The sequence below is a fragment of the Streptomyces sp. DI166 genome (assembly GCF_900091315.1).
GTDB classification, from domain to species: Bacteria; Actinomycetota; Actinomycetes; order Streptomycetales; family Streptomycetaceae; genus Streptomyces; species Streptomyces fuscus.
Genome location: NZ_FLSP01000007.1, coordinates 15,632 through 38,711, shown reverse-complemented (window position 1 = coordinate 38,711; position 23,080 = coordinate 15,632). Strand labels below are relative to the sequence as shown.

Annotated in this window: 23 protein-coding genes and 1 riboswitch; of the genes, 17 read left to right on the top strand and 6 right to left on the bottom strand. The window is 71.3% G+C overall.

Annotated features, from left to right (window positions below; all coding sequences use genetic code 11):
* Positions 1-30: 30 nt before the first annotated feature.
* On the bottom strand, positions 31-2,364 hold the full coding sequence (locus tag GA0115233_RS05360; RefSeq protein WP_093718915.1) for a chitinase C-terminal domain-containing protein: 2,334 nt from the start codon (positions 2,362-2,364) through the stop codon (positions 31-33).
* A gap of 196 nt (positions 2,365-2,560) precedes the next feature.
* Positions 2,561-2,691: riboswitch (FMN riboswitch) on the top strand.
* Positions 2,692-2,840: 149 nt separating this feature from the next.
* Between GA0115233_RS05360 and GA0115233_RS05355 the strand changes: the two genes are divergently transcribed.
* From GA0115233_RS05355 to GA0115233_RS05315, 9 genes are all read left to right on the top strand, one after another.
* Positions 2,841-3,434 (top strand): riboflavin synthase, encoded by a 594-nt coding sequence (locus GA0115233_RS05355; protein ID WP_093718914.1) that lies wholly within the window; start codon positions 2,841-2,843, stop codon positions 3,432-3,434.
* Positions 3,431-4,072, top strand: a complete 642-nt coding sequence (locus GA0115233_RS05350) for a nicotinamide mononucleotide transporter family protein (protein WP_093718913.1) — start codon at positions 3,431-3,433, stop codon at positions 4,070-4,072. The genes GA0115233_RS05355 and GA0115233_RS05350 overlap by 4 nt, the downstream gene beginning before the upstream one ends.
* A complete protein-coding gene (locus tag GA0115233_RS05345; protein ID WP_093718912.1) occupies positions 4,069-5,412 on the top strand; it encodes a bifunctional 3,4-dihydroxy-2-butanone-4-phosphate synthase/GTP cyclohydrolase II in 1,344 nt (447 codons plus the stop codon). Before GA0115233_RS05350 ends, GA0115233_RS05345 begins: the two co-directional genes overlap by 4 nt.
* 37 nt (positions 5,413-5,449) lie before the next feature.
* Positions 5,450-5,935, top strand: coding sequence for a 6,7-dimethyl-8-ribityllumazine synthase (gene ribH, locus GA0115233_RS05340; RefSeq protein ID WP_093718911.1), 486 nt, complete (start codon positions 5,450-5,452; stop codon positions 5,933-5,935).
* Positions 5,936-5,969: 34 nt separating this feature from the next.
* A complete protein-coding gene (locus tag GA0115233_RS05335) occupies positions 5,970-6,242 on the top strand; it encodes a phosphoribosyl-ATP diphosphatase (RefSeq protein WP_081223298.1) in 273 nt (90 codons plus the stop codon).
* 68 nt (positions 6,243-6,310) lie between these two features.
* A complete protein-coding gene (hisG, locus tag GA0115233_RS05330; protein WP_093718910.1) occupies positions 6,311-7,159 on the top strand; it encodes an ATP phosphoribosyltransferase in 849 nt (282 codons plus the stop codon).
* A 13-nt stretch (positions 7,160-7,172) separates the two neighbouring features.
* Complete coding sequence (locus GA0115233_RS05325; protein ID WP_093718909.1) at positions 7,173-7,625, top strand: PH domain-containing protein; 453 nt, start codon at positions 7,173-7,175, stop codon at positions 7,623-7,625.
* 198 nt (positions 7,626-7,823) lie between these two features.
* Positions 7,824-9,149 (top strand): hemolysin family protein, encoded by a 1,326-nt coding sequence (locus tag GA0115233_RS05320; protein WP_093718908.1) that lies wholly within the window; start codon positions 7,824-7,826, stop codon positions 9,147-9,149.
* Positions 9,146-10,192, top strand: coding sequence for a hemolysin family protein (locus GA0115233_RS05315; RefSeq protein WP_093718907.1), 1,047 nt, complete (start codon positions 9,146-9,148; stop codon positions 10,190-10,192). The genes GA0115233_RS05320 and GA0115233_RS05315 overlap by 4 nt, the downstream gene beginning before the upstream one ends.
* Positions 10,193-10,228: 36 nt before the next feature.
* Here GA0115233_RS05315 and GA0115233_RS05310 read toward each other — a convergent pair whose 3' ends face one another.
* On the bottom strand, positions 10,229-12,094 hold the full coding sequence (locus tag GA0115233_RS05310; protein WP_093718906.1) for an AAA family ATPase: 1,866 nt from the start codon (positions 12,092-12,094) through the stop codon (positions 10,229-10,231).
* A 430-nt stretch (positions 12,095-12,524) separates the two neighbouring features.
* Positions 12,525-13,145 (bottom strand): uridine kinase family protein, encoded by a 621-nt coding sequence (locus GA0115233_RS05305; RefSeq protein ID WP_093718905.1) that lies wholly within the window; start codon positions 13,143-13,145, stop codon positions 12,525-12,527.
* 195 nt (positions 13,146-13,340) lie between these two features.
* On the opposite strand from GA0115233_RS05305, the gene GA0115233_RS05300 reads away from it, so the two are divergent.
* From GA0115233_RS05300 to GA0115233_RS05290, 4 genes are all read left to right on the top strand, one after another.
* Entirely contained in the window at positions 13,341-14,705 is a 1,365-nt protein-coding gene (locus tag GA0115233_RS05300; RefSeq protein WP_093718904.1) for a peptidase C39 family protein, read from the top strand.
* A 99-nt stretch (positions 14,706-14,804) separates the two neighbouring features.
* Positions 14,805-14,945, top strand: a complete 141-nt coding sequence (locus tag GA0115233_RS40100) for an SCO1431 family membrane protein (protein ID WP_107406417.1) — start codon at positions 14,805-14,807, stop codon at positions 14,943-14,945.
* 91 nt (positions 14,946-15,036) lie between these two features.
* Complete coding sequence (locus tag GA0115233_RS05295) at positions 15,037-15,702, top strand: TetR/AcrR family transcriptional regulator (RefSeq protein WP_093718903.1); 666 nt, start codon at positions 15,037-15,039, stop codon at positions 15,700-15,702.
* 248 nt (positions 15,703-15,950) lie between these two features.
* A complete protein-coding gene (locus GA0115233_RS05290) occupies positions 15,951-17,123 on the top strand; it encodes an acyl-CoA dehydrogenase family protein (RefSeq protein ID WP_093718902.1) in 1,173 nt (390 codons plus the stop codon).
* Here GA0115233_RS05290 and GA0115233_RS41620 read toward each other — a convergent pair.
* Complete coding sequence (locus GA0115233_RS41620; RefSeq protein WP_093718901.1) at positions 17,086-17,334, bottom strand: hypothetical protein; 249 nt, start codon at positions 17,332-17,334, stop codon at positions 17,086-17,088. The genes GA0115233_RS05290 and GA0115233_RS41620 overlap by 38 nt on opposite strands.
* 191 nt (positions 17,335-17,525) lie before the next feature.
* Positions 17,526-17,969, bottom strand: coding sequence for a hypothetical protein (locus tag GA0115233_RS05280; RefSeq protein WP_093718900.1), 444 nt, complete (start codon positions 17,967-17,969; stop codon positions 17,526-17,528).
* A gap of 268 nt (positions 17,970-18,237) precedes the next feature.
* On the opposite strand from GA0115233_RS05280, the gene GA0115233_RS05275 reads away from it, so the two are divergent.
* The 4 genes from GA0115233_RS05275 to fxsA all read left to right on the top strand — a co-directional run bounded on the left by GA0115233_RS05275 (position 18,238) and on the right by fxsA (position 22,375).
* Positions 18,238-18,678 carry an Lrp/AsnC family transcriptional regulator gene (locus GA0115233_RS05275; RefSeq protein WP_093718899.1) on the top strand — a complete coding sequence of 147 codons (441 nt, stop codon included), beginning with the start codon at positions 18,238-18,240 and terminating at the stop codon, positions 18,676-18,678.
* A 48-nt stretch (positions 18,679-18,726) separates the two neighbouring features.
* Positions 18,727-20,328 (top strand): amidohydrolase, encoded by a 1,602-nt coding sequence (locus GA0115233_RS05270; RefSeq protein WP_093718898.1) that lies wholly within the window; start codon positions 18,727-18,729, stop codon positions 20,326-20,328.
* Between the two features lie 548 nt (positions 20,329-20,876).
* A complete protein-coding gene (locus tag GA0115233_RS05265; RefSeq protein ID WP_093718897.1) occupies positions 20,877-21,692 on the top strand; it encodes a polyprenol monophosphomannose synthase in 816 nt (271 codons plus the stop codon).
* A gap of 125 nt (positions 21,693-21,817) precedes the next feature.
* Positions 21,818-22,375: an FxsA family membrane protein gene (gene fxsA, locus GA0115233_RS05260; protein WP_093718896.1), complete on the top strand. Its 558-nt coding sequence runs from the start codon at positions 21,818-21,820 to the stop codon at positions 22,373-22,375.
* Between the two features lie 101 nt (positions 22,376-22,476).
* On the opposite strand, the gene GA0115233_RS05255 is transcribed toward fxsA, so the two are convergent.
* Positions 22,477-22,851 (bottom strand): RNA polymerase-binding protein RbpA, encoded by a 375-nt coding sequence (locus tag GA0115233_RS05255; protein ID WP_003977404.1) that lies wholly within the window; start codon positions 22,849-22,851, stop codon positions 22,477-22,479.
* Positions 22,852-23,080: the final 229 nt, after the last annotated feature.

Sequence of the window (23,080 nt, the reverse complement as noted above, 5' to 3'; positions counted from 1 at the left end):
CACCGCCGCCGGGCCGGTCCTGCTCCGGGGTCAGCAGGCGCCGAGGTCCTGCCACACCCCCCATTCACCGGTGGTCCCGGGCTCCTCGCCCTTCGTCCACCACTTCGACTTCCAGGTGTGCCCCTCGTGGGAGACCTCGGTGCCGCCGCCGTACGCCGTCGAGGAGTCCCAGGCGGGCGCGGTGCAGTCACCCGGCGTGGGGGTCGGCGTCGGGTCCGTCGGCTCCGGGGTCGGGGTGGTGTCCGAGCCCGGCTCCACGACCGTCACGCCCCGGGCCAGGTCCTGGGCCAGCGCGTACGTCGTGCCGTTGATGTTCACCGTCCAGTTCCACGGCGTGGACACCGGCAGGTAGTAGTTGAAGGACAGCTCCACCGACGCGCCCGGCGCCAGCGACTGCCAGCCCGGCAGCTTCAGCGAGACCCGGTGGAAGTCGCCCTTCAGCCCGCCCACGTTGGAGCCGGTGTGGTCGCTGCTGATCACCTTGGCGCCGAACCCCGACTGGTCGGAGGCGTTGGCCGGAGCGGCGGTCGAGTAGTCGAACTGGAACTCCGTGCCGCCCGGCAGGGTGGCCTTGGTGTTGTTGGTGATCTTCACCTTGGGCGTGATCGGGTAGTTGGAGTCACCGAGCTTGAACTCCCCGAACTCCACACCGATGTCGACCGCCTTGGTGGGCAGCTGCTTGTTCGAGACCTTCGCCCCGTACGGGGAGGCGGACTTGAACTTGTCGTACATCGCGGTGGTCAGCGTCGAGCCCGGCTCGTACTGGCCCTTGGCCGCGTTCCACTGGTAGTCGCCGGCCAGCTCCCACACCATGGTGCCGCCGATCCCGCGGTCGACCACGTAGTCGGCCTTGGCCTTCACCGACTGCTCGTCCTCGGTGGACAGGAACACCTTCTTCTCGGCGTTCCACAGCCACGGCGCGACCAGCGTGGAGTCGTACTTGCGGGCGTAGGTGCCGGTGAGCTGCGTGTCGGCGGGGAAGCCGTACTTGGTCACGTAGTCGCCGACGACGCCCTTCTCCAGGTTCTTGGCGTGCCACATCGGGTTGGAACCCGCGGGCGACTCCTTGCCGTTGGTGTCCAGGTCGTGCCAGAGGTTGTCGATGCCGGTGGCGCCGTCACCGCACTTGGTCAGCCCGGACCCGGCCGGGCAGTTGGTGGACGCCGCCTTGCCCCACAGGCCGTCAGTGCCGCCGGTGACGTTCTTGAACCCGCGGGTGTAGTAGGGGAGTCCGATGTTGATGCGGCCGGCCGGCATCGAGCCGCGGAAGTAGTGGTAGGCCCAGTCGGTGTTGAGGTAACCGATACCGCCGTACTGGTTGGCCCCGTACACGCCCGCGGCGGCCAGTTCGGCGTCCTTGCCGTCGTCGAAGAGCGAGGCGTTCGGGCCGACGTACTCGTTCCAGGCGCCGTGCAGGTCGTAGGACATGATGTTGACGTAGTCCAGGTACTTCTGCACCTGGAAGGTCTCCATGCCGCGCAGCAGATAGCCGGAGGAGGGGGCCGCGACCGTGAGCAGGTAGTGCCTGCCGTCCGCCGCGCCCGCCCGGTCGAGCTTCTCGCGCAGGGTCTTCATCAGCACGGCGTAGCCCTTGACCAGCCCGGCCCGGCGGCCGTTGGAGACCGACCAGTCCAGCGGGTTGCCCGCGTCCTTCATGGTCGTCGGGTACTCGTAGTCGATGTCGACGCCGTTGAAGCCGTACTTCCTGATGAAGTCGACCGCCGAGTTCGCGAACGTCTCGATGCCCGCCTGGTTCACCGAGCCGTCGGCGTTGGTGGCCATCGAGTAGAAGCCGCCCGAGTTCACGCGGTCGCCGTCGGCGTCGAAGTAGCCGCCGGTCTCGGCCCAACCGCCCACCGAGATCAGCGTCTTGACATTGGGGTGCTGCTTCTTGAACTTGTTGAGCAGATTGAAGTGGCCCTTGTAGGAGTACTCCGGGTCCATCTCCGCGCCGCTCACACCCGGCCAGGTCATCCCGGTCGAGGCGTTGGTGGGGCCGTCCGCGCCGACGGAGATCTTGTTCGAGCCGTCGATGTGCGCGAAGGCGTAGTTGATGTGGGTGATCTTGTCCCACGGGATGTCCGGGGCGAGGTAGGCGGGCGTGCCGTCCTTGCCGGTGCGCCAGCCGGTGAAGTAGCCGATCACCCGGCGCTGGTGGTCGGCGCCCATCTTCTCCCGGCCCTCGGTGTCGTAGACCGAGCAGTACGGCACGTCCACGCCGGGCGTGGTGTAGAGCCCGTCGGGGCGACAGGACTCCTGGTCGGCGGCGTGCGAGACGGTGGCCGGCAGACCCGCGAGCAGCAGCCCGGCGACGGCCGCGGCGCCCGCGAGCAGGGAGGTTCTCGCTCGGTTGCGTGACAGCAAGTCGGTTCCTCTCCACGGAAGTTGCGCAGACCATAGGAAGGACTAGACCAATGCGTCAATAGGTATGGACCAATTTGGAGTTCAAGGGATGCGAGGGGCGCCCGGGGCCGGCCGGGCAAGGCGCCTGTGAGCCACCCCACAGCCCTCGCCCGCATGGACGCAGGTCAGGCGTGGCACACTGGCCCTGTACCTAAAGCAGCGCACTCCGGGGTCGGTGAAAGTCCGAACCGGCGGTTACAGTCCGCGACCCGACCGCTTCCAGCGGCCGGTTGACCAGGTGAAATTCCTGGACCGACGGTTAAAGTCCGGATGGGAGGCAGTGCGCGGCGGGCGGGCATTCGTGCGCGCCGCCGATGCTGAGCACGTCCTTCGGGACGATTCTCACCGGCGTCGCCCCCGGTGTCGCAGTCCGCAGTCTCTGTCGTTCTTCGACAGCCCCGGAGTCCGTGCCCCGTTGAGGCAGGAGGACCCGGGAAGTGTTCACCGGAATCGTCGAAGAGCTGGGCGAGATCACCGCCGTCGAGAACCTCGGTGACTCCTGTCGCTTCCGCGTACGCGGTCCCGTGGTGACCGAGGGGGCCAAGCACGGCGACTCCATCGCGGTCAACGGCGTCTGCCTCACGGTCGTGGAGCACGAGGGCGACGAGTTCACCGCCGATGTGATGGCCGAGACCCTCAACCGCTCCAGCCTCGGCGCCCTCGGCGTCGGCTCCCGCGTCAACCTGGAGCGCCCCACCGCGGTCGGCGCCCGGCTCGGCGGCCACATCGTGCAGGGCCACGTCGACGGCACCGGCGCCGTCCTGGAGCGCAAGCCCTCCGACAACTGGGAGATCATCAAGATCTCGCTGCCCGTGGACCTGGCCCGCTATGTCGTGGAGAAGGGCTCCATCACCGTCGACGGCATCAGCCTCACCGTCGTCGACGCGGGCCCGGACTACTTCTCCGTGAGCCTGATCCCCACCACGCTCGCCCTGACCACGCTCGGGGTGAAGCAGCCCGGCGACCCGGTCAACCTGGAGGTCGACGTCGTCGCCAAGTACGTCGAACGCCTGCTGGGAGCAGCCAGGTGAACACGCTCAACTCCGAGGCCTTCGTCCTGTTCGGCCAGCACATCATCTGGTCGGACATGATCGGCAACACCCTGGGCCTGATCACCCTCGCGCTCGGCTTCCGGCGCTCGCTGTGGACCTGGCCGGTCCAGTTCCTCTCCGGTCTCGTCCTCTTCGGCGCCTTCTACGGGCACCTCAGCGGCAGCGCGGGCAAGCAGGCCGTCGTCATGGCCGTCGCGCTGTACGGCTGGTCCCAGTGGAGCCGCGGCACCGGCAAGGCCGAGGACGGCAGGATCGCCGTCCGCTTCGCCACCTGGCCGGAGCGCGCCACCATGGTCGCCGCCGCTGCCGCCGGCACCGTCGCGGTGGCCCTGATCTTCAAGGCGTACCCGAGCCTGTCCTGGGACCCTTGGCCGGACGCCTACATCTTCGTCGGCACCGTCGTCGCCATGTACGCCCAGGCCCGCGGCATGGTCGAGTTCTGGTTCGCCTGGCTCCTGGTCGACCTCGTCGGCGTCCCGCTGAACTTCGCCAACGGCTACGCCTTCTCCGGCTTCGTCTACGTCATCTACGGCGCACTCGTCCTGTGGGGCATGCGCGACTGGTGGCTGCGCTCCCGCAGGGACCCGCGGCCCGTCCTGGAAGGAGCGCCCGCGTGAGCACCTCAACCGCCCTGTACGGCACCGAGAACATCGAGGACTGGTCGCTGGACCCCGTCGAGCAGGCCATCGCCGACATCGCCGCCGGACGTCCGGTCGTGGTCGTCGACGACGAGAACCGGGAGAACGAGGGCGACCTCATCGTCGCCGCCGAGAAGGCGACCCCCGAGATCGTCGCGTTCATGATGCGCGAGTGCCGCGGCATGATCTGCGCCCCCATGGAGGGCGAGGAACTGGACCGGCTCGGCATCCCGCTGATGGTGGAGAACAACACCGAGTCCATGCGGACCGCGTTCACCGTCACCGTGGACGCCGCACCCGTCCACGGCGTCACCACCGGCATCTCCGCCTCCGACCGCTCCACCACGCTGCAGCTGCTGGCGAGCGGCAAGGCCGAGAGCGACGACTTCGTCCGCCCGGGCCACATCTTCCCGCTGCGCGCCCGCCCGGGTGGCGTCCTGGTCCGCGACGGCCACACCGAGGCCGCCGTCGACCTCGCCCGTCTCGCGGGGCTGCGTCCGGCCGGCGCCATCGTCGAGATCGCCGGGGACGACGGCCGGATGCTGCGGCTGCCCGACCTGATCCCGTTCGCCCGCAAGCACGGCCTGTCGATCATCTCCATCGAGGACCTGATCGCCTACCGCCGCGCCACGGAGGCCCCGGCCGCCGAGACCACCGCGGCCCCGCAGGCCGCACCGGCCGCCGCCGCGCCCGTGGTCCGCCGCGAGGCCGAGGTGCACCTGCCCACCGGCCGCGGCACCTTCACCGCCTACGGCTACCGCTCCACCGTCGACGGCATCGAGCACGTCGCCCTGGTGCACGGCGACATCGGCGACGGCCGGGACGTCCTGGTCCGGGTCCACTCCGAGTGCCTCACCGGCGACGTCTTCGGCTCCCAGCGCTGCGACTGCGGCCCCCAGCTCGACGCCGCCCTTCGGCGCATCCAGGCCGAGGGCCGCGGCATCGTGGTCTACCTGCGCGGACACGAGGGTCGCGGCATCGGCCTGATGTCCAAGCTGCGCGCCTACGAGCTCCAGGAGCGCGGCCGCGACACCCTGGACGCCAACCTGGAGCTGGGCCTGCCCGCCGACGCCCGGGACTACGCGGCCGGGGCGCGGATACTGCGGGACCTCGGAATTGTGAGCGTCCGCCTGATGACCAACAACCCCGACAAGACCGACGCCCTCGTCCGGCACGGCATCGAGGTCACCGACCGCGAGCCGATGCCCGTCACCGCGGGCGAGCACAACATCCGCTACCTGCGCACCAAGCGGGACCGGATGGGCCACGACCTGCCCTGGCTGGAGGCGGCCCCCGTCTCCGCCTGCGGCAACCAGTAGACGACAGCGACAACCAGAAACACTCCGAAGGAGAGACGTGAGCGGCAAGGGCGCACCGGAACTGTCCGTACAGGGCGTGGGCGATCTGCGGGTCGCCGTCATCGCGGCGCAGTGGCACGAAAAGGTGATGGACGGCCTGGTGGACGGCGCCCTGCGCGCCCTGCACGACCTCGGCATCGACGAGCCGACCCTGCTCAGGGTCCCCGGCAGCTGGGAGCTGCCGGTCGTCGCCAAGGTCCTCGCCGGACGGGGCTACGACGCCGTGGTCGCCCTCGGCGTCGTCATCCGGGGCGGCACCCCGCACTTCGACTACGTGTGCCAGGGCGTCACCCAGGGCCTGACCCAGGTCTCGGTGGAGACCGGGGTACCGGTCGGCTTCGGCGTGCTCACCTGCGACACCGAGGAGCAGGCCCTGGACCGGGCCGGCCTGGAGGGCTCCAGCGAGGACAAGGGGCACGAGGCGGTCACCGCGGCGGTCGCCACCGCGGCCACCTTGCGTTCAGTATCCGAACCCTGGCGCTGACGAAGCGGGTATGTGGCATAGGCTGAGCGTCACCATGTCCAAGAAGACGTTCGAGGAGCTCTTCACCGAGCTCCAGCAGAAGGCCGCCACCGGCGACCCCGCCACTTCCCGCACCGCAGAACTGGTCGGGAAGGGCGTCCATGCCATCGGCAAGAAGGTCGTCGAAGAGGCCGCCGAGGTCTGGATGGCCGCCGAGTACGAGGGCAAGGACGCGGCAGCCGAGGAGATCTCCCAGCTGCTGTACCACGTCCAGGTGATGATGGTCGCCCGCGGGATCTCCCTGGACGACGTCTACGCCCACCTCTGAGCCCACGCCGCACACCCGCACATCACTCGCGGACTCCCGCGAATCACACAACGAAGGAAGCCGACCTCATGCTGCGCATCGCCGTCCCCAACAAGGGTTCCCTCTCAGGCCCTGCGGCGGACATGCTGCATGAGGCCGGCTACCAGCAGCGCCGCGAGTCCAAGGAACTGCGCATCGTCGACCCGGAGAACGAGGTCGAGTTCTTCTACCTCCGCCCCCGCGACATCGCCATCTACGTCTCCTCCGGCCGCCTCGACATCGGCATCACCGGCCGCGACCTGCTGATCGACTCCGGCGCCGACGCCGAGGAGATCCTCCCGCTCGGCTTCGCCCGCTCCACCTTCCGCTTCGCCGCCAAGCCCGGCACCGCCTGCGGCCTGGCGGACCTCAAGGGCAAGACCGTCGCCACCTCCTACGAGGGCATCGTCGAGCGCCACCTCGCCGACAACGCGATCGACGCCTCCGTCGTCCACCTCGACGGCGCCGTCGAGACCGCCATCGAGCTCGGCGTCGCCGAGGTCATCGCGGACGTCGTCGAGACCGGCACCTCGCTGCGCAACGCCGGCCTGGAGGTCTTCGGCGAGCCGATCATGAAGTCCGAGGCCGTCGTCATCCGCCGTACCGGCGCCGAGACCGAGGACCCCAAGGTGCAGCAGTTCCTGCGCCGTCTGCAGGGCGTCCTGGTGGCCCGGACGTACGTGATGATGGACTACGACTGCCGGGTCGAGCAGCTGGAGAAGGCCGTCGCGCTCACCCCCGGCCTGGAGTCCCCGACCGTCTCCCCGCTGCACAACGAGGGCTGGGTCGCCGTCCGCGCGATGGTCCCCGCCAAGGAGGCGCAGCGGATCATGGACGACCTGTACGACATCGGCGCGCGGGCCATCCTGACGACGGCCATCCACGCCTGCCGTCTCTGAGGGACCACGAGCGATGTCCGACCAGCCCGACCTCCCCGAACTGCCCGTCACCTTCCGGCCGGGCCGCACCCGGGCCGTGCTGCTCACCGCGGGCGCCGCGATCCTCGTGGTGATCACCGCGGTGGCGCTGCTGCTGGAGAAGCTCGGCCCCGGCGAGCGGCTCAGCTTCATCCTCACCGGGGCGCTGATGTTCGGCGTCCTGGCGATGCTCGCCCGGGTCAAGGTCGTCGCCGAGGACTCCGGTGTGACGGTCGTGAACATCGCGAGCCGCCGCCGGCTGGAGTGGGCCGAGATCATCCAGGTGAACCTCCGCCCGGGTGACCCCTGGGTCTTCCTCGACCTCAGCGACGGCACCAGCCTGCCCGCGCTGGGCATCCAGCCCGGTATCGCCAAGCAGCGGGCCATCGCCGACGCCCGCGCGCTGCGGGCCCTCGCGGAGGCCCGGGGCACGAGGGATCTGCCGTAGGCCGGCACGAGGGATCTGCCGTAGGCGGCCCCCTCTTGATTAATCTGTTGGCGGAGGCGTTGTCGTGACGCCTCCGCCGCTGATCTCCCCCCGGGTGCGCAGCGGCCCCCTGCTACCCGAGGAGTGACCCCCTCCAGCGATGGACGGATCGTCCTGTAGTACCTGCGCCGCCCCCTCCCGACATACCGAGGCGGCGGCATGACCATCCCCCTGCTGCTCCTTGCCGCGGCATTCCTGCTGATCCTCGCCAACGGCTTCTTCGTGGCCGCCGAGTTCGGCCTGGTCACGGTGGAACGCCCGGAGGCCGAGAAGGCCGCCGCCGAGGGCGACCGCCGCGCCCGCACCGTGGTCGAGTCCTTGAAGGAACTCTCCTTCCAGCTCTCCGGCACCCAGCTCGGCATCACCATCACCTCCCTGGTGGTCGGCATGCTGGCCGAGCCCGCGCTCGCCGCGCTGCTGCACGGCCCCGTCACCGCGACCGGCGTCCCCGAGGGCGCCGTCTCCGGGGTCGCCGTCCTGGTCGGCATGCTGCTGGCCTCGGCCGTGCAGATGGTGATCGGCGAACTCGTGCCGAAGAACTGGGCGGTGTCCCGCCCGATGCAGGTCGCCCGCTTCGTCGCGGGCCCCCAGCACCTGTTCGCGCGGCTGTTCCGGCCGGTCATCGCCGCCCTGAACTCCGTCGCCAACCGGCTCGTGCGCGCTGTCGGCATCGAGCCCACCGAGGAGCTGGCCTCCGCCCGCACCCCCGGTGAACTGGTCTCCCTGGCCCGCCACTCGGCCCGCGCCGGAACCCTGGAGCAGGACACCGCGGACCTGTTCGTACGGACCCTCTCGCTCGGCGAGCTGACCGCGCAGCACGTGATGACCCCGCGGGTGAAGGTCAGCGCGCTCCAGTCGTCCGCGACCGCCGAGGACGTGGTCAATCTGACCCGCGCCACCGGCCTGTCCCGCTTCCCCGTCTACCGGGAGCGCATCGACGAGGTCGTCGGCATGGTCCACCTCAAGGACGCGCTCGCCGTGCCCGCCGCCGACCGCCTGCGCACCCAGGTGGACGCCATCGCCCGCCCGCCCCTGCTGGTCCCCGAGACCCTGCCGGTCCGGCCGCTGCTGGCCCGGCTGCGCAGCGAGCAGCCCATCGCGGTCGTCGTCGACGAGTACGGCGGCACCGCGGGCGTGGTCACCCTGGAGGACATCGTCGAGGAGATCGTCGGCGAGGTCCGCGACGAGCACGACGGACAGGACCTGCCCGAACTCGCCGCGGCCCCGGCCGAGGACGGCAGGCCCGCCTGGGACGCCGACGGCAGCTGCCGGGTCGACACGCTCCAGCGGATAGGACTCGACGTGCCCGAGGGCCCGTACGAGACCGTCGCCGGGCTCGTCGCCGATCTGCTCGGCCGGATCCCGGTCCCCGGCGACAAGGCCGAACTGCCCGGCTGGCGGCTGTCGGTGCGCCAGGTCGGCCACTACCGGGCCGAGCGGGTCCGCCTGGTGCGGACCGCCCCGGTGGCGGAGGCCGCCCGATGAGCCTGCTCCAACTCCTGCTCGCCGCGCTGCTCGTGCTCGCCAACGGCTTCTTCGTCGGCGCCGAGTTCGCGCTGGTCTCCGTGCGCCGCAGCCAGATCGAACCGCTCGGCACCGCCCGCGCCCGCCAGGTGCTCTACGGTCTCGAACACCTGCCGCAGATGATGGCGGCCGCCCAGTTCGGCATCACGGTCTGCTCCCTGACGCTCGGCGCGGTCGCCGAACCGACCGTGGCCCGCCTCCTGGAACCCGTCTTCGCCTGGATCCACCTCCCGCACGCGATGATCCACCCCCTCGGGTACGTCATCGCCCTCGCGACGGTCGTCTTCTTCCACCTCGTCATCGGCGAGATGGTCCCGAAGAACCTCGCGATGGCCGCGCCGGAGAAGGCCGCGCTGTGGCTCAGCCCCGGCCTGGTCGCCTTCGCCCGGCTGTGCCGGCCGATCACCGTCGCCCTCGGCGCCTGCGCCCAGGGCATCCTCAGACTCTTTCGCGTGGAGCCGAAGGACGAGGTGGAGGCGGTCTTCACCAGCGTGCAGCTGGGCCGGCTGGTGGAGGACGCGGGTCAGGCGGGTCTGCTGGACCCGGAGGAGCAGGAGCGCCTGGAGGACGCCCTGGAACTGGGGTCCCGCCCGGTGACGGACGTGCTCCTGAAGAGGGAGTCCCTGGTCACCGTGCCGCCCTCGGTCACCCCGGGCCAGATCGTCGGCCTCACCGCCCGCACCGGGTACTCCCGGTTCCCGGTGGTCGCCGACTCCGGCGCCTTCATGGGCTATCTGCACGTGAAGGACGTACTCGACCTGGAGGACACCGAACGGGCGGTGCCGCAGCAGGTGTGGCGGCCGATGACGACGCTGCGGCCCGAACTCCCGCTGGACGACGCCCTGACGGTGATGCGGCGGGCGGCGACCCATCTGGCGCAGGTGGCGGACGCCTCCGGCCGGGTGCTCGGTCTGGTGGCACTGGAGGACGTCCTGGAACTGCTGGTCGGTGAGGTGACGGACCCGGCGCACCGGACCCTGCCGAAGCAGGCGCTGGCGAGTTAGCCGGACGTGGTCCCGCGCCCCCCAGGGGGCGCGGGGTCACATCCCCGGCGGGTCCTGGGGCCCCCGGCCCGACAGCACTTCCCCGTACGCCTGCATCAGGTCCGGCAGCCGCAGAGTCGACAAGTCGTCCCGCGTCAGCGTCCCGGGGTACGTCGACAGCCGCAGATCCCGGTAGGCGCAGCTCTTCTCGTACAGGGTGCGCAGGAAGCGGCCGTTGCCCAGCTCGTCGATCCAGCCCTGGTCCACCACGTGCCCCGCGATGGAGCGCAGCTCGTCCAGGGCCTCCTCGTCCCACACGTCGCCGTTCTCCGCGGCCAGCACCTCGCCGATCGCGGTGAGCTCCAGCGGGCGGTAGGAGGGGAAGTCCACACGGGTGGTGAAGCGGGAGGACAGCCCGGGGTTGGCGGCGAGCAGCCGGTCCATGCCCTCGGGGTACCCGGCGAGGATCACCACCAGGTGGTCCCGGTTGTCCTCGGCCCGCTTCAGCAGCACCTGGAGCGCCTCGTCGCCGTACGCGTCGCCCTTGCCGTAGCCCGAGTTGGACAGCGAGTACGCCTCGTCCACGAAGAGGACACCGCCGAGCGCGGAGTCGATCAGCTCGTTGGCCTTCACGGCCGTCTGCCCCAGGTACTCGCCGACCAGGTCGGCGCGCTGCGCCTCGACGAGATGGTCGCCGCCGAGCAGGCCGAGCGCGTAGAAGACGCGGCCCAGGATGCGCGCGACCGTGGTCTTGCCGGTGCCGGAGGGCCCGGAGAAGACGAAGTGCCGTTTCGGCGGCTGGACCGGAAGCCCCTGTCCCGCCCGCAGCCGGGCCATGTTCAACTGCGCGGACAGCGCCTTCACCTGGCGCTTGACCGGCTCCAGGCCCACCATGCGCTCCAGTTCGGCGAGCGCCTCCTCAAGTAACCCGGGATCGGTGGGTCCCGCGGGCGGCGGCTGGCCGCCGGGCAGGCTCGTCCGCTCCCGTACGGCCGGATCGATCACCGGGGGGAGCGGGCCGGAGGAGGGCATCTCGGGCCCGGACAGCTTCAGGTCGCGGCCCTCGCCGAAGAGCGGGTCCAGGGTGTCGGGGCCGTCCACGGAGTCCTGGCCGAACCCGGTCAGCGTGATCGGGGCGAGATCGCCGGCCTCCTCGTACCCGTCGCCCTCGGCGATGGCGGCGAGCCGGGCGGAGGTGTCCATGAAGGCCGGGTCAACCCGGTGCACCGCCCGGTACAGCGGCAGCGCGGCGGCCGAGCGGCCGGTGCCCTCGTGGGCGCGGGCCAGCCAGTAGCGCAGTTCCTTGCGCTGCGGCTGCTCGCTGCGGCAGCGCATCAGCGCCGTGGACAGCAGGGGCTCGGCCTGGCCGTACATCTCCAGACGGACCCGGGCCATCCCGCCGAAGAGCCCGGCCTCGATGCCGAGCATCGGGTCGTCGAGCAGCGGGTCGGTGTGCCGGACGAGCTGTTCCCAGTCCTTGACCAGGTAGGCCCGGCAGGCGTGCAGGAAGCGGACCTGGGGGTCGGTGTCCACCGGCGGCAGACCGGCCAGGGCCCGGTCCAGCTCGGGTACGTGGCGGCCGTCCAGCCAGTGCGAGGCGTGCGCGAGCAGCAGGTCGCGCGGGCTTTCCAGCACCGGCTGCACCCACCAGCCCAGCCAGTACCAGGAGTTGAGGGTGCGGCGGTGGCGGGTGCGCTGTTCGCCGAAGCGGTCGCGGTGGCGGAACATCCGCAGCAGCGCGGTGGTGGTGTCCACGCGCAGCGCGTGCAGGCCGAGCCAGCCGTCGGCCATGCCGGGATCGATCCGCACCGCGGTGCGGAACTCCTCCTCCGCCTGCGGATAGGCGCCCATGGTGTAGGCGTCCACGCCTCGCAACCAGGCGAGGTCGGCCGGGGCCTCGGGGCCCTGCGTGCCGAAGTCCATCACGTCCCCCACAAACCGTGCCCCCGTCGGTTGGCCGGCGGGCGTTCACCCGTCGGCCGCCAAGTCGAACCGCCGTACGGCGGACCGCAGTTGCAACGGTGCGCGGAGCAACTGTCCAGGTCGCACCGAGGGCATCGTACCTGCGGTGGCGTCGCCCGCCCCAGGGTGCCGCACCGCCCGTTTGGCGAGGTGGGGACGGACCCGGAGCGCACGACTCGGTGACCGAGGGTGAGCGGATTCGGCCTCGGTACGGCCGGAAAACGGGGTCAGGGCAGAACGAAGCCCCCGATCACGGGGGAACAACCGGGGGCTTCGCGTCTTTCGGGCGGTCTGCGAGGACCGCACATTGAGAACGTAAGACCTGTACGGCCCTTGGGTCAAGCCGAGTTGGGGCACTCCGGCGAGTTCTCGCAGGCGGCCCTTCACAACTTCACCACATTGGGGACGGTCCATCACTGAGCGTGAGGAAGTGGTCCGTTTCTCCTGTCCCGGCAGGCCCGGAACGCACCTCGTACCCCTCCCCGCACTGACGTACCAGCCAGTCCGCGAAGGGCTCCGACGGGTCGTCGGCGAAGTGCTTGCGTTCCGCCCGGACCCAGGTGTCCCAGAACTCCCGCTGCTCCTCCCCGTCCCGCGCCCGGCCGCGCGCCCAGGACTGCTCGCGCGGCAGATCCATCCACAGAAGCAAAGCCAGAAACGGCCGCAGCGCCCGGCGCCCGGCGCCGACGCCCTCGACGAGGACGACGGGGGAGGGCGGCAGCGGGACGGGGGGCCCGAAGGCGCGGGCGTGCCAGTCGTAGGGGGCGTAGCGGGCGCTCTCGCCGCGGGAGAACGGGGTGATCACCTGGGTGAGCAACCGGTCGGTCCACTCGAACAGCTCGTCGTGGCTGGCGATGTCGTCGAGCCTGAGCACCGGCGCCCCGCCCATCGCACGCGCCAGCCGCGCGGCGAACGTGGACTTCCCGGACCCGGCGTGCCCGTCGACCCCGACCAGCCGGACCGGACCGCAGGAGGGGGACAGACGGAGAAGGCGCGAGGCGAACTGGTCGATGACGGGTCCCGGGGGATGGGGAGCGGGTGCGTGCCGAGTCTAGTGATCCGGCCCCGGGGTGATGTCAGAGGTCGAGTCCAATGTTCCTGCCGTGGCATGCCCCGAAGTGCTGGCAGGAGCCTTTCCGTACGTCCATAGTTGGCCCACACACCATAGGACCTGCCCCGACTCGGACACCTGGGGGTCATTCCGCCCATGAGCAGATCCGAACAGCCGTCCCGCAGAACTGTCCTGACCGCCGCGGTCGCCGCCGCCGTGGCCGGTGGCGCCGGTGCGGTCCCGGCCGCCGCCGCCCCCACCGGGGCGCCCGGCCACGGCAAGCACCCGGCCCGCCCGATCGACAACCGCGCCTGGACGACGTACACCGACTGGCGCTCGGGCAGCGCCAGGGGCACCCGCGCCGTCGCGGGCTCCCGGCCCGGCGTGATGATCGGTTCCCCCATCGGCCTCGCCGACTACACCGACCCGCACACCGGCACCACCGCCACCTGGGAGTACGCCACCTGGACCTCACCGGTCCACCGGCTGTCCGTGCCCTCGACCGAGGCCATCGCCTCGTGGAACGCGCACACCCCGGCCGGGACCTGGATCCAGATCGAACTGAAGGGCACCTACTCCGACGGCACCGACAGCCCCTGGTACGTGATGGGGCGCTGGGCCGCCGGGGACGGGGACATCAAGCGGACCTCCGTCGACGACCAGACCGACGACAGGTCGACGGTCTGGACCGACACCTTCGCCATCGACGACCCGGCGACCGGCCTGCGCCTGACCTCGTACCGGCTCCGGCTGACCCTGTACCGCAAGCCCGGCACGAAGAAGTCGCCCGTCGTATGGCGGCTCGGCGCGATGGCCTCCGACATCCCGGACCGCTTCACCGTCCCCGCCACCACGCCCGGGCTCGCCCAGGAACTCGCGGTGCCCCGGTACTCGCAGGAGATCCACGTCGGCCAGTACCCCGAGTACGACAACGGCGGCGAGGCCTGGTGCAGCCCCACCTCCTCGCAGATGATCATCGAGTACTGGGGCGGCCGGCTCACCCCGGAGCAACTGGCCTGGGTGGACCCGACGTTCGCCGACCCGCAGGTGTGCCACGCGGCCCGGTACACCTACGACTACCAGTACGGCGGCTGTGGCAACTGGCCGTTCAACGCCGCCTACGCGGCCACCTTCGACGGCCTGCAGGGCGTGGTCACCCGGCTCGGCTCACTGACCGAGCTGGAGCGGCTGATCGCGGCCGGCATCCCGGCCATAACGTCCCAGTCCTTCCTGAAGGAGGAGCTGACCGGGGCGGGGTACGGCACCTCGGGCCATCTGATGACCGTGATCGGCTTCACCGCCGACGGCGACGTCATCGCCAACGACCCGGCCTCGCCGACCAACGACGCGGTGCGTCGGGTCTACCGCAGACGGGAGTTCGAGAACATCTGGCTGCGCACCAAGCGGTACAACGCCAGTGGCAAGGTCGTCTCGGGCACCGGAGGCGTCTGCTACCTGTACTTCCCGGCCCGTCCCTCGGGGCGCCAGCGGCTCGCGCTGGCCTCGGTGGGCGTGCGCTGACGGATGCGCGGCGACGGTCCCCGGACCCCGGGTCCGGGGGCCGTCCCCTGTGACCAAGCTCTCGGTCGCAAAAGCCCCGGCCGGTGGCAAGGTGGGCGGATGAGCACGAACGCAGCCGCGGCCGGCCGGGTCCGCACCGGCGGACCGCAGGAGAACGGCCCGAAGATCCTCGAACACGTCCTGGGGTGGACCCTGGTCGTGGTGGTCGCGATGCTCGTGACCCAACTCGGCCTGCTCTGACCCGTTGTGACCCGACCGATGTGACCTGACACATATTCGAACCTGTCATACTGCGGATGTCCCGCCGCTCGTATGAAGACCAGGGTCGACATTGAACAGTCAGCAGCACGTTGCGGTCGTCAGGCCCCGGCCCCGGCCTCGCGGCACCGAGCGATCGGCGGCCCGGCGCGCCGAACTCATCGCCATCGGGCGGAGGTTGTTCGCCGACACCTCCTACGACGCGCTCTCCATGGACGACATCGCGCGCCACGCCCATGTCGCCAAGGGGCTGATCTACTACTACTTCCAGTCCAAGCGCGGCTACTACCTGGCGATCATCGAGGACTCCGTCGCCGACCTGGTCACCTACGCGGCGAGCGGTGTCGAGCTGCCCCCGGTGGAGCGGGTCCACCGCACGATCGACAGCTATCTGCGCTACGCCGAGGCCAACCAGGCCGCCTACCGCACCATCGTCAGCGGCGGCGTCGGCTTCGACACCGAGGTGCACGGCATCCGGGACGGGGTGCGCGAGGCGATCATCACGACCATCGCCGAGGGCGCGTACGGCCGTACCGACATCGACCCGGTGGCCCGGATGGGTCTGCTGGCCTGGGTATGCAGCGTCGAGGGCGCGGCCCTGGACTGGATCGACCGTCCCGAACTCTCCCGCGACACCATGCGCGACCTGCTGGTGAAGATGCTGGGCGGCGCGCTGCGTGCCGTCGAGGAGCTCGCCCCCTCCTATCCGGCGCCGGCCCCGGCCCGCCGCGAGCGGTGACACGCCCCCTGGGGACGGATCATTGGTCCGGACCATTTCCGTCGGCTCCAGCTTTCTTGGAGTAAGCGGTCGTTAACTGGTGACTGGGTGCCTCCGATCGGGCATACTCACAGCGCGCAGCCGCTGGTCAGCAGCTTCCGTGACCCGGGAGTGCGAGCCTCGGCCCGCACCAAGTGAGACCCCGGCGGAGCCGCCCCACCCAAGGCGCACGTCCGCCGATGCGCCCGAAAAGGGAGGAGAGCGTCGCCATGCCCGACCGCGCCCCGCAGCCGGTGGACCGGCAACTGCCCACGGACGAGGCCCGGGACTTGATCTCGCTCGTCCGCGACATCGCCCAGCGCGAGATCGCCCCGAAGGCGGCCGAGGAGGAGGACGCCGGGATCTTCCCGCGCGAGGTCTTCCGCCTCCTGTCCGAGTCCGGCCTGCTCGGACTGCCCTACGACGCCGAGTACGGCGGCGGCGAGCAGCCCTACGAGGTCTACCTCCAGGTTCTTGAGGAGCTCGCGGCGGCCCGCCTCACGGTCGGCCTCGGAGTCAGCGTGCACACCCTGGCCTCCTACGCCCTCGCCGCATACGGCACCAAGGAACAGCAGGTCGAGCACCTGCCCGCGATGCTCGGCGGCGGACTCCTGGGTGCCTACTGCCTCTCCGAGCCGTCCTCCGGCTCCGACGCCGCCTCCCTGCGCACCAAGGCGGTGCGCGACGGCGACGACTGGGTGATCACCGGCACGAAGGCCTGGATCACCCATGGCGGCATCGCCGACTTCTATACGGTCATGGCCCGCACCGGCGAGGAGGGCCCGCGCGGGATCACCGCCTTCCTGGTGCCCGGCGACGCCGAGGGGCTGAGCGCGGCGGCGCCCGAGAAGAAGATGGGCATGAAGGGCTCCCCGACCGCCCAGGTCCACTTCGACGGCGTCCGCGTCTCCGACGACCGGCGCCTGGGCGAGGAGGGCCAGGGCTTCGCCATCGCCCTGTCCGCGCTGGACTCCGGGCGCCTCGGCATCGCGGCCTGCGCCATAGGCGTGGCCCAGGCGGCGCTGGACGAGGCCGTGACCTACGCGCGGGGGCGCAGGCAGTTCGGGCGGCCGATCTCCGACTTCCAGGGCCTGCGGTTCATGCTCGCCGACATGGCGACCCAGATCGAGGCGGGCCGCGCGCTGTACCTGGCGGCGGCGCGGCTGAGGGACGCGGGGCGGCCGTTCGCCAAGCAGGCCGCCATGGCCAAGCTGCACTGCACCGACACCGCGATGAAGGTGGCCACGGACGCCGTGCAGATCCTCGGCGGCTACGGCTACACCGCCGACTTCCCGGCCGAGCGCTATATGCGCGAGGCCAAGGTGCTCCAGATCGTCGAGGGCACCAATCAGATCCAGCGCATGGTCATCGCCCGTCACCTCGCGGGTCCCGAGGGGCGCTGAACGCACCGGGCCGCACCGTCGGCGCCGCCAGCCTGACCCACTCCGGGTCGTGGTGGCCCGGAAGCGTGCGGCCCCGGTCCGCCCACGCACGCATCAGATCCCGGTAGATCGGCGGGTCGGGGTGGAGCGGCGGCGCCGGCGGAAGCGATTCTGCGGGTGGCGGCACGAAGATGCGGAGCTGACGCCCGGTCGTGGAATAGGTGGGGGTCATACCAGGGCAACGCGGGGGCGACCGGGCAGGTCACCTCTCGGTTGAATCGGGCGTGCGTTCGCCGTTGACCCCCGCGGGCCGGCAGGCCCCCCACCTCACCGGACCCGCACCACGGCAGCCTGACGGCGGTGGTGCGGGTCTTTCGGCTTTCTCGGCGCTCTCTCGGGCCGCGTGCTCGGCGCCAGGACCGCTCAGGCGGCGTGGCGTCGCATCGTCGGCACGCGCATCGGGCGTGATCCCGGGCCGCCGACGTGCGAGAAGGGCTGCATCCGCCAGTCGAGGCCCTGCGGGAGCGTCAACAGAAGGGCGGTGTCCTGCTCCTGGGGTTCGGCCGACTCGTCCGCGGAACGGGCCTCACTGGCGCGGCGGCCGGTGCCGGCGCACACCGTCAGGCCGAACGGGTTCCACGGCGAGGCGCACAGCGCGTGCTCCGGCAGGACCTCCTCGTCCGCCAGCAGTGCGATGGGCTGCGCGCAGTCCGGGCAGATCACCCGGTACATCTCGAAGGTGTCGTACGCGTCGAAATCCTCGTCCGCGAGGTCGGACGCGACGGGTTCGACGCCCTCCGGCTCGGGCTCGACAACCGGCTTGGAACGCTTTGCCGCGGTACGACCGGGGCGCTTCAGACTCTGCATGGGATTCTCCCCCTCGGGCTGGGCCGTTCAGGCACTGCGGCCTCGACCACAGCAAGCACTTCCCGCCCCGTCTCGGCGGTAATCACGAGAACATCACGGAGCCGGTTCCACGCCTGTGGCGTTCGTCACATGCCGCCCGCAGGTGCCCGCGGCGGCCGGTTTGTCCCCCGGCCGGCTCGCCGGCCCGGCGCCCGCAGATCACGAACCGGGTATGACCTGGGCCGCCGAGGTGTCCCGTGAGGTCAGAGGCACTGTAGGTTCTAGCGCCATGGAGGAGCTGGATCGACAGATCGTGCAGCTGCTCGTCAAGGACGGGCGAATGAGCTACACCGACCTGGGCAAGGCCACGGGCCTGTCCACGTCCGCCGTGCACCAGCGGGTGCGACGGCTCGAACAGCGAGGCGTCATCCGCGGCTACCGCGCGGTCGTGGACCCCGAGGCGGTCGGGCTGCCCATGACCGCCTTCATCTCGGTGAAACCGTTCGACCCCAGCGCGCCCGACGACATCGCGGAGCGGCTCGCCGGGGTGCCGGAGATCGAGGCGTGCCACAGCGTCGCGGGCGACGAGAACTACATCCTCAAGGTGCGCGTGTCGACCCCGCACGAACTGGAGGAACTCCTGGCCCGGCTGCGCTCGTTGGCCGGCGTCTCCACCCGTACGACGGTGGTCCTCTCCACGCCCTACGAGGCACGCCCGCCGCGTATCTGAGCCGACCCGCGCGCAGGACGGCCCCGGACAGGCGCGAGACTGTTCCCCATGAGTGAGCGCACCGCCGAGTCCACCACCGTCCTGCTCCGCCGCGGAGAGGTCCACAGCCCCGCCGACCCGTTCGCCACCGCGATGGTCGTCGAGCGGGGCCAGGTCGCCTGGGTCGGCTCCGAGGGCGCCGCGGACGCCTTCGCGGACGGCGTGGACGAGGTCGTGGACCTGGACGGCGCCCTGGTCACCCCGGCCTTCACCGACGCCCATGTGCACACCACCGCCACCGGCCTCGCCCTGACCGGCCTCGACCTGTCCGCCGCCGCCACCCTGGAGGCGGCCCTGGACCTCGTACGGGACTTCGCCGCCGCCCGCCCGCACGACAGGGTTCTGCTCGGCCACGGCTGGGACGCCGCCCGCTGGCCCGGCGGACGGCCCCCGGCCCGCGCCGAGCTGGACGCGGCCACCGGCGGACGGCCCCTGTACCTCTCCCGCATCGACGTCCACTCGGCGGTCGTCAGCACGGCCCTGCTGGACCTGGTCCCGGGCCTCGACGCGCCCGACGCCCCGCTCACCGCCGACGCCCACCACGCCGTACGGGCCGCCGCGCTCGGCGCCGTCACCCCCGCCCAGCGCGCCGAGGCCCAGCGCGCCGCCCTCGCCCACGCCGCCTCCCTGGGCATCGGCACCCTGCACGAGTGCGCGGGCCCGGACATCTCCTCCGAGGACGACTTCACCGGTCTGCTCCGGCTCGCCGCCGAGGAGCCGGGCCCCCGGGTGGTCGGCTACTGGGCCGAGCGCGACGTCGACAAGGCACGCGCGCTCGGCGCGGTGGGCGCGGCGGGGGACCTCTTCGTCGACGGCGCCCTCGGCTCGCACACCGCCTGTCTGCACCGCCCGTACGCCGACGCCGGGCACACCGGCGTCGCCTACCTGGACGCCGCCGCCGTCGCCGAGCACGTCGCCGCCTGCACCGAGGCGGGCCTCCAGGCGGGCTTCCACGCCATCGGCGACGCCGCTGTGACCGCCGTCGTCGAAGGCGTACGCGCCGCCGCCGAGAAGGTCGGCCTGGCCCGCGTCCGCGCCGCCCGGCACCGCGTCGAGCACGTCGAGATGCTGACCCCCGAGACCATCGCCGCCTTCGCCGAACTCGGCCTGACCGCCTCCGTCCAGCCCGCCTTCGACGCCCTGTGGGGCGGCGAGGAGGGCATGTACGCCGCCCGCCTGGGCGCCGAGCGGGCCCGCACCCTCAACCCCTTCGCGGCGCTGCTGCGGGCCGGTGTCCCGCTGGCCTTCGGCTCCGACAGCCCGGTGACCCCGCTGGACCCCTGGGGCACGGTCCGGGCCGCCGCCTTCCACCGCACCCCCGAGCACCGGATCTCGGTGCGGGCCGCGTTCACCGCGCACACCCGGGGCGGCTGGCGGGCGACCGGGCGCGACGACGCGGGCGTCCTGGTGCCCGGCGCGCCCGCCGACTACGCCGTGTGGCGCACCGACGAACTGGTCGTCCAGGCCCCCGACGACCGCGTCGCCCGCTGGTCCACCGACCCCCGCTCCGGCACCCCCGGCCTGCCCGATCTCACCCCCGGCCGTGACCTGCCGGTCTGTCTGCGCACGGTGGTCGGCGGACGGACGGTGTTCGTACGGCCGGGCGAGTGATCTCCCGGGGTGGCGTACCGCCGATCCGGCGCCGCCACCCCGTCGCGCGACCTGCGTATCCTCCCCGCTGACCAGGGCATTGACCGGAAAGACGCAGGTCAGACGGCTGTTGACAGTCGACGGCAGGGGGCCGGTAGGTTCGGCGAGTCCACCACCGGACGCCCGAACCGGTACCCGGCAACGTCCGGGAACTCGTCGCAAACGCCGCTGGGTCAGGGACGGTGTGCCGCACCGGGGCACCGTCACCAGGGAGCCAGGCTCAGCGCCCGCGCCACGGCGAGGGAACGTTCCGGCCGGTCGGGGAGGTGTGACCCGGGTGGGGCCCGGGTGCTCAGTAGACAACGGCTTTCGGTCGACCCGCAGCCAGCGGGCCCCAGGTCGGCCCGAAGGGTGCCGGGCCCCCATCCGCCGCGCGCGGGCATGATCCGAAACGCAGATGACTACCCCGCTCTTGTGCAATGGACACCACCATACGAACGTGATGTCACGTAATCGCAGGCCGAGACCACTAAGGTGGTGCATCTGCGGACGCACACGAAGGGGCAGCAGTGAACAACGACGGCGACGGGATCCGTGAGGCGGAGTCCTCGGGGAGGCGGTTCGGCCCGCTCGGCACGGCGTTGGTGATCATTCCGACCTACAACGAGGCGGAGAACATCAAGGCGATCGTCGGCCGGGTGCGCACGGCGGTGCCCGAGGCGCACATCCTGGTGGCCGACGACAACAGCCCCGACGGCACCGGCAAGCTCGCCGACGAACTGGCCGCCGAGGACGATCACGTCCAGGTGCTGCACCGCAAGGGCAAGGAGGGCCTCGGCGCCGCCTACCTCGCGGGCTTCCGCTGGGGCCTGGAGCACGGCTACGGCGTCCTGGTCGAGATGGACGCCGACGGCTCCCACCGCCCCGAGGAACTGCCCCGGCTGCTCACCGCCCTCAAGAGCGCCGACCTGGTGCTCGGCTCGCGCTGGGTGCCCGGCGGCCGGGTGGTGAACTGGCCCAGGAGCCGTGAGTTCATCTCCCGCGGCGGCAGCCTGTACTCCCGGGTGGCCCTGGACCTGCCGCTGCGCGACATCACCGGCGGCTACCGCGCCTTCCGCCGCGAGACCCTGGAGGGCCTCGGCCTCGACGACGTGGCCTCGCAGGGCTACTGCTTCCAGGTCGACCTGGCCCGCCGCGCGGTCAAGGCCGGCTACCACGTGGTCGAGGTGCCCATCACCTTCGTCGAGCGCGAGCTGGGCGACTCCAAGATGAGCCGCGACATCCTCGTCGAGGCGCTGTGGCGGGTCACCACCTGGGGCGCGCAGGAGAGGGCGGGCAAGCTCCTCGGGCGGGGGAAGAAGCCCGCCGACCCGCCCCGGCCGTAACCCCGCCGAGCCGCCCCGCCGGTATCCCGCCGAGCCGCCCGGCCGCAACCCCGCTGAATCGCCCGGCCGTAACCCCGCCACCGGCGCTTATCCCGCACTGAGCCGCCGCCAGGCACACTGGACGCATGACGACTGGCGCTCCGAGTCCCACGTATCCCGCGCGGCCCCGGCGCTCCCGGCTGCGCACCTTCCTGCCGCTGGGCATCGCCGCCTGGCTGGTGCTGGAGATCTGGCTGCTGCTCATGGTCGCCGACGCGACCAGCGGCCTCGTGGTCTTCCTGCTGCTGGTGGCCGGCCTGGTGCTCGGCAGCGTGGTCATCAAGCGCGCGGGCCGGCGCGCCTTCCAGAACCTCAACGAGGCGCTTCAGCGCGGCGGCACCCCGGCGCCCTCCGGCGGCGGCAACGGTCTGATGATGCTCGGCGGTCTGCTGCTGATGCTGCCCGGGCTGATCTCGGACGCGATCGGTCTGGTCCTGCTGGTCCCGCCGGTCCAGAAGGTGCTCGGGCGGTACGCGGAGCGGACCGTCGAGAAGAAGCTCCGCCAGGCCGGATCCGGCTCCCTGGGCGACGCCTTCCAGCAGGCGCGAATCCACCGGCCCGACGGCAAGGTCGTCCAGGGCGAGGTCATCCGGGACGAACCGCGCGACACCCCCGAGGGCCCGCGTCCGCCGTTGACCCACTGAGCGCACGACCTGAGCGCAGGACAAAACCGCGGGCGCCGTACGTCGAAACGTACGGCGCCCGCGGTCTTGTGTTGCTCTGTCGGGTCCGGACCCCGATGGGGCTAGGCCGACTTGCGGCTGTCCCTTGGGTGAACCGCGATGTTCATCGCGCCGGAACGCAGAACGGCCAGGCGCTCCTCAAGGACCTCTTCGAGTTCCTCGCGGGTGCGCCGCTCCATCAGCATGTCCCAGTGCGTACGCGCGGGCTTGGCCTTCTTCTCCTCAGGGCCGTCACCGTCAACCAGGAGTGCCTGGGCCCCGCAGACCTTGCACTCCCACTCCGGCGGGATCTCCGCCTCGACCGAGAAGGGCATCTCGAAGCGGTGCCCCTTCTCGCATGCGTACTCCACGGCCTGGCGCGGGGCCAGGTCGATGCCGCGGTCCGTCTCGTAGCTGGTCACCACGAGGCGCGTGCCGCGAAGAGCTCGCTCACTCATGAATCGTGCCTCCCGGGCTTGTCGCCCACAGGACAGGTGTCGCTGTCGTCGTCATCCGGTCAACGTCCGGTCGGCGGTAAAGATTCCCGTTCCGGGTCATGCGTCGCCGTCGTAGCCGCCCCTTGTTCTACCCACCGGCGCCCGGTTTGTCACATCTGCTAGCAGATGTCACCCAGCGTTTCGGCATCTTTGACGCGCAGTAACGGTACGCCTGGCAGGCCAAACGCGT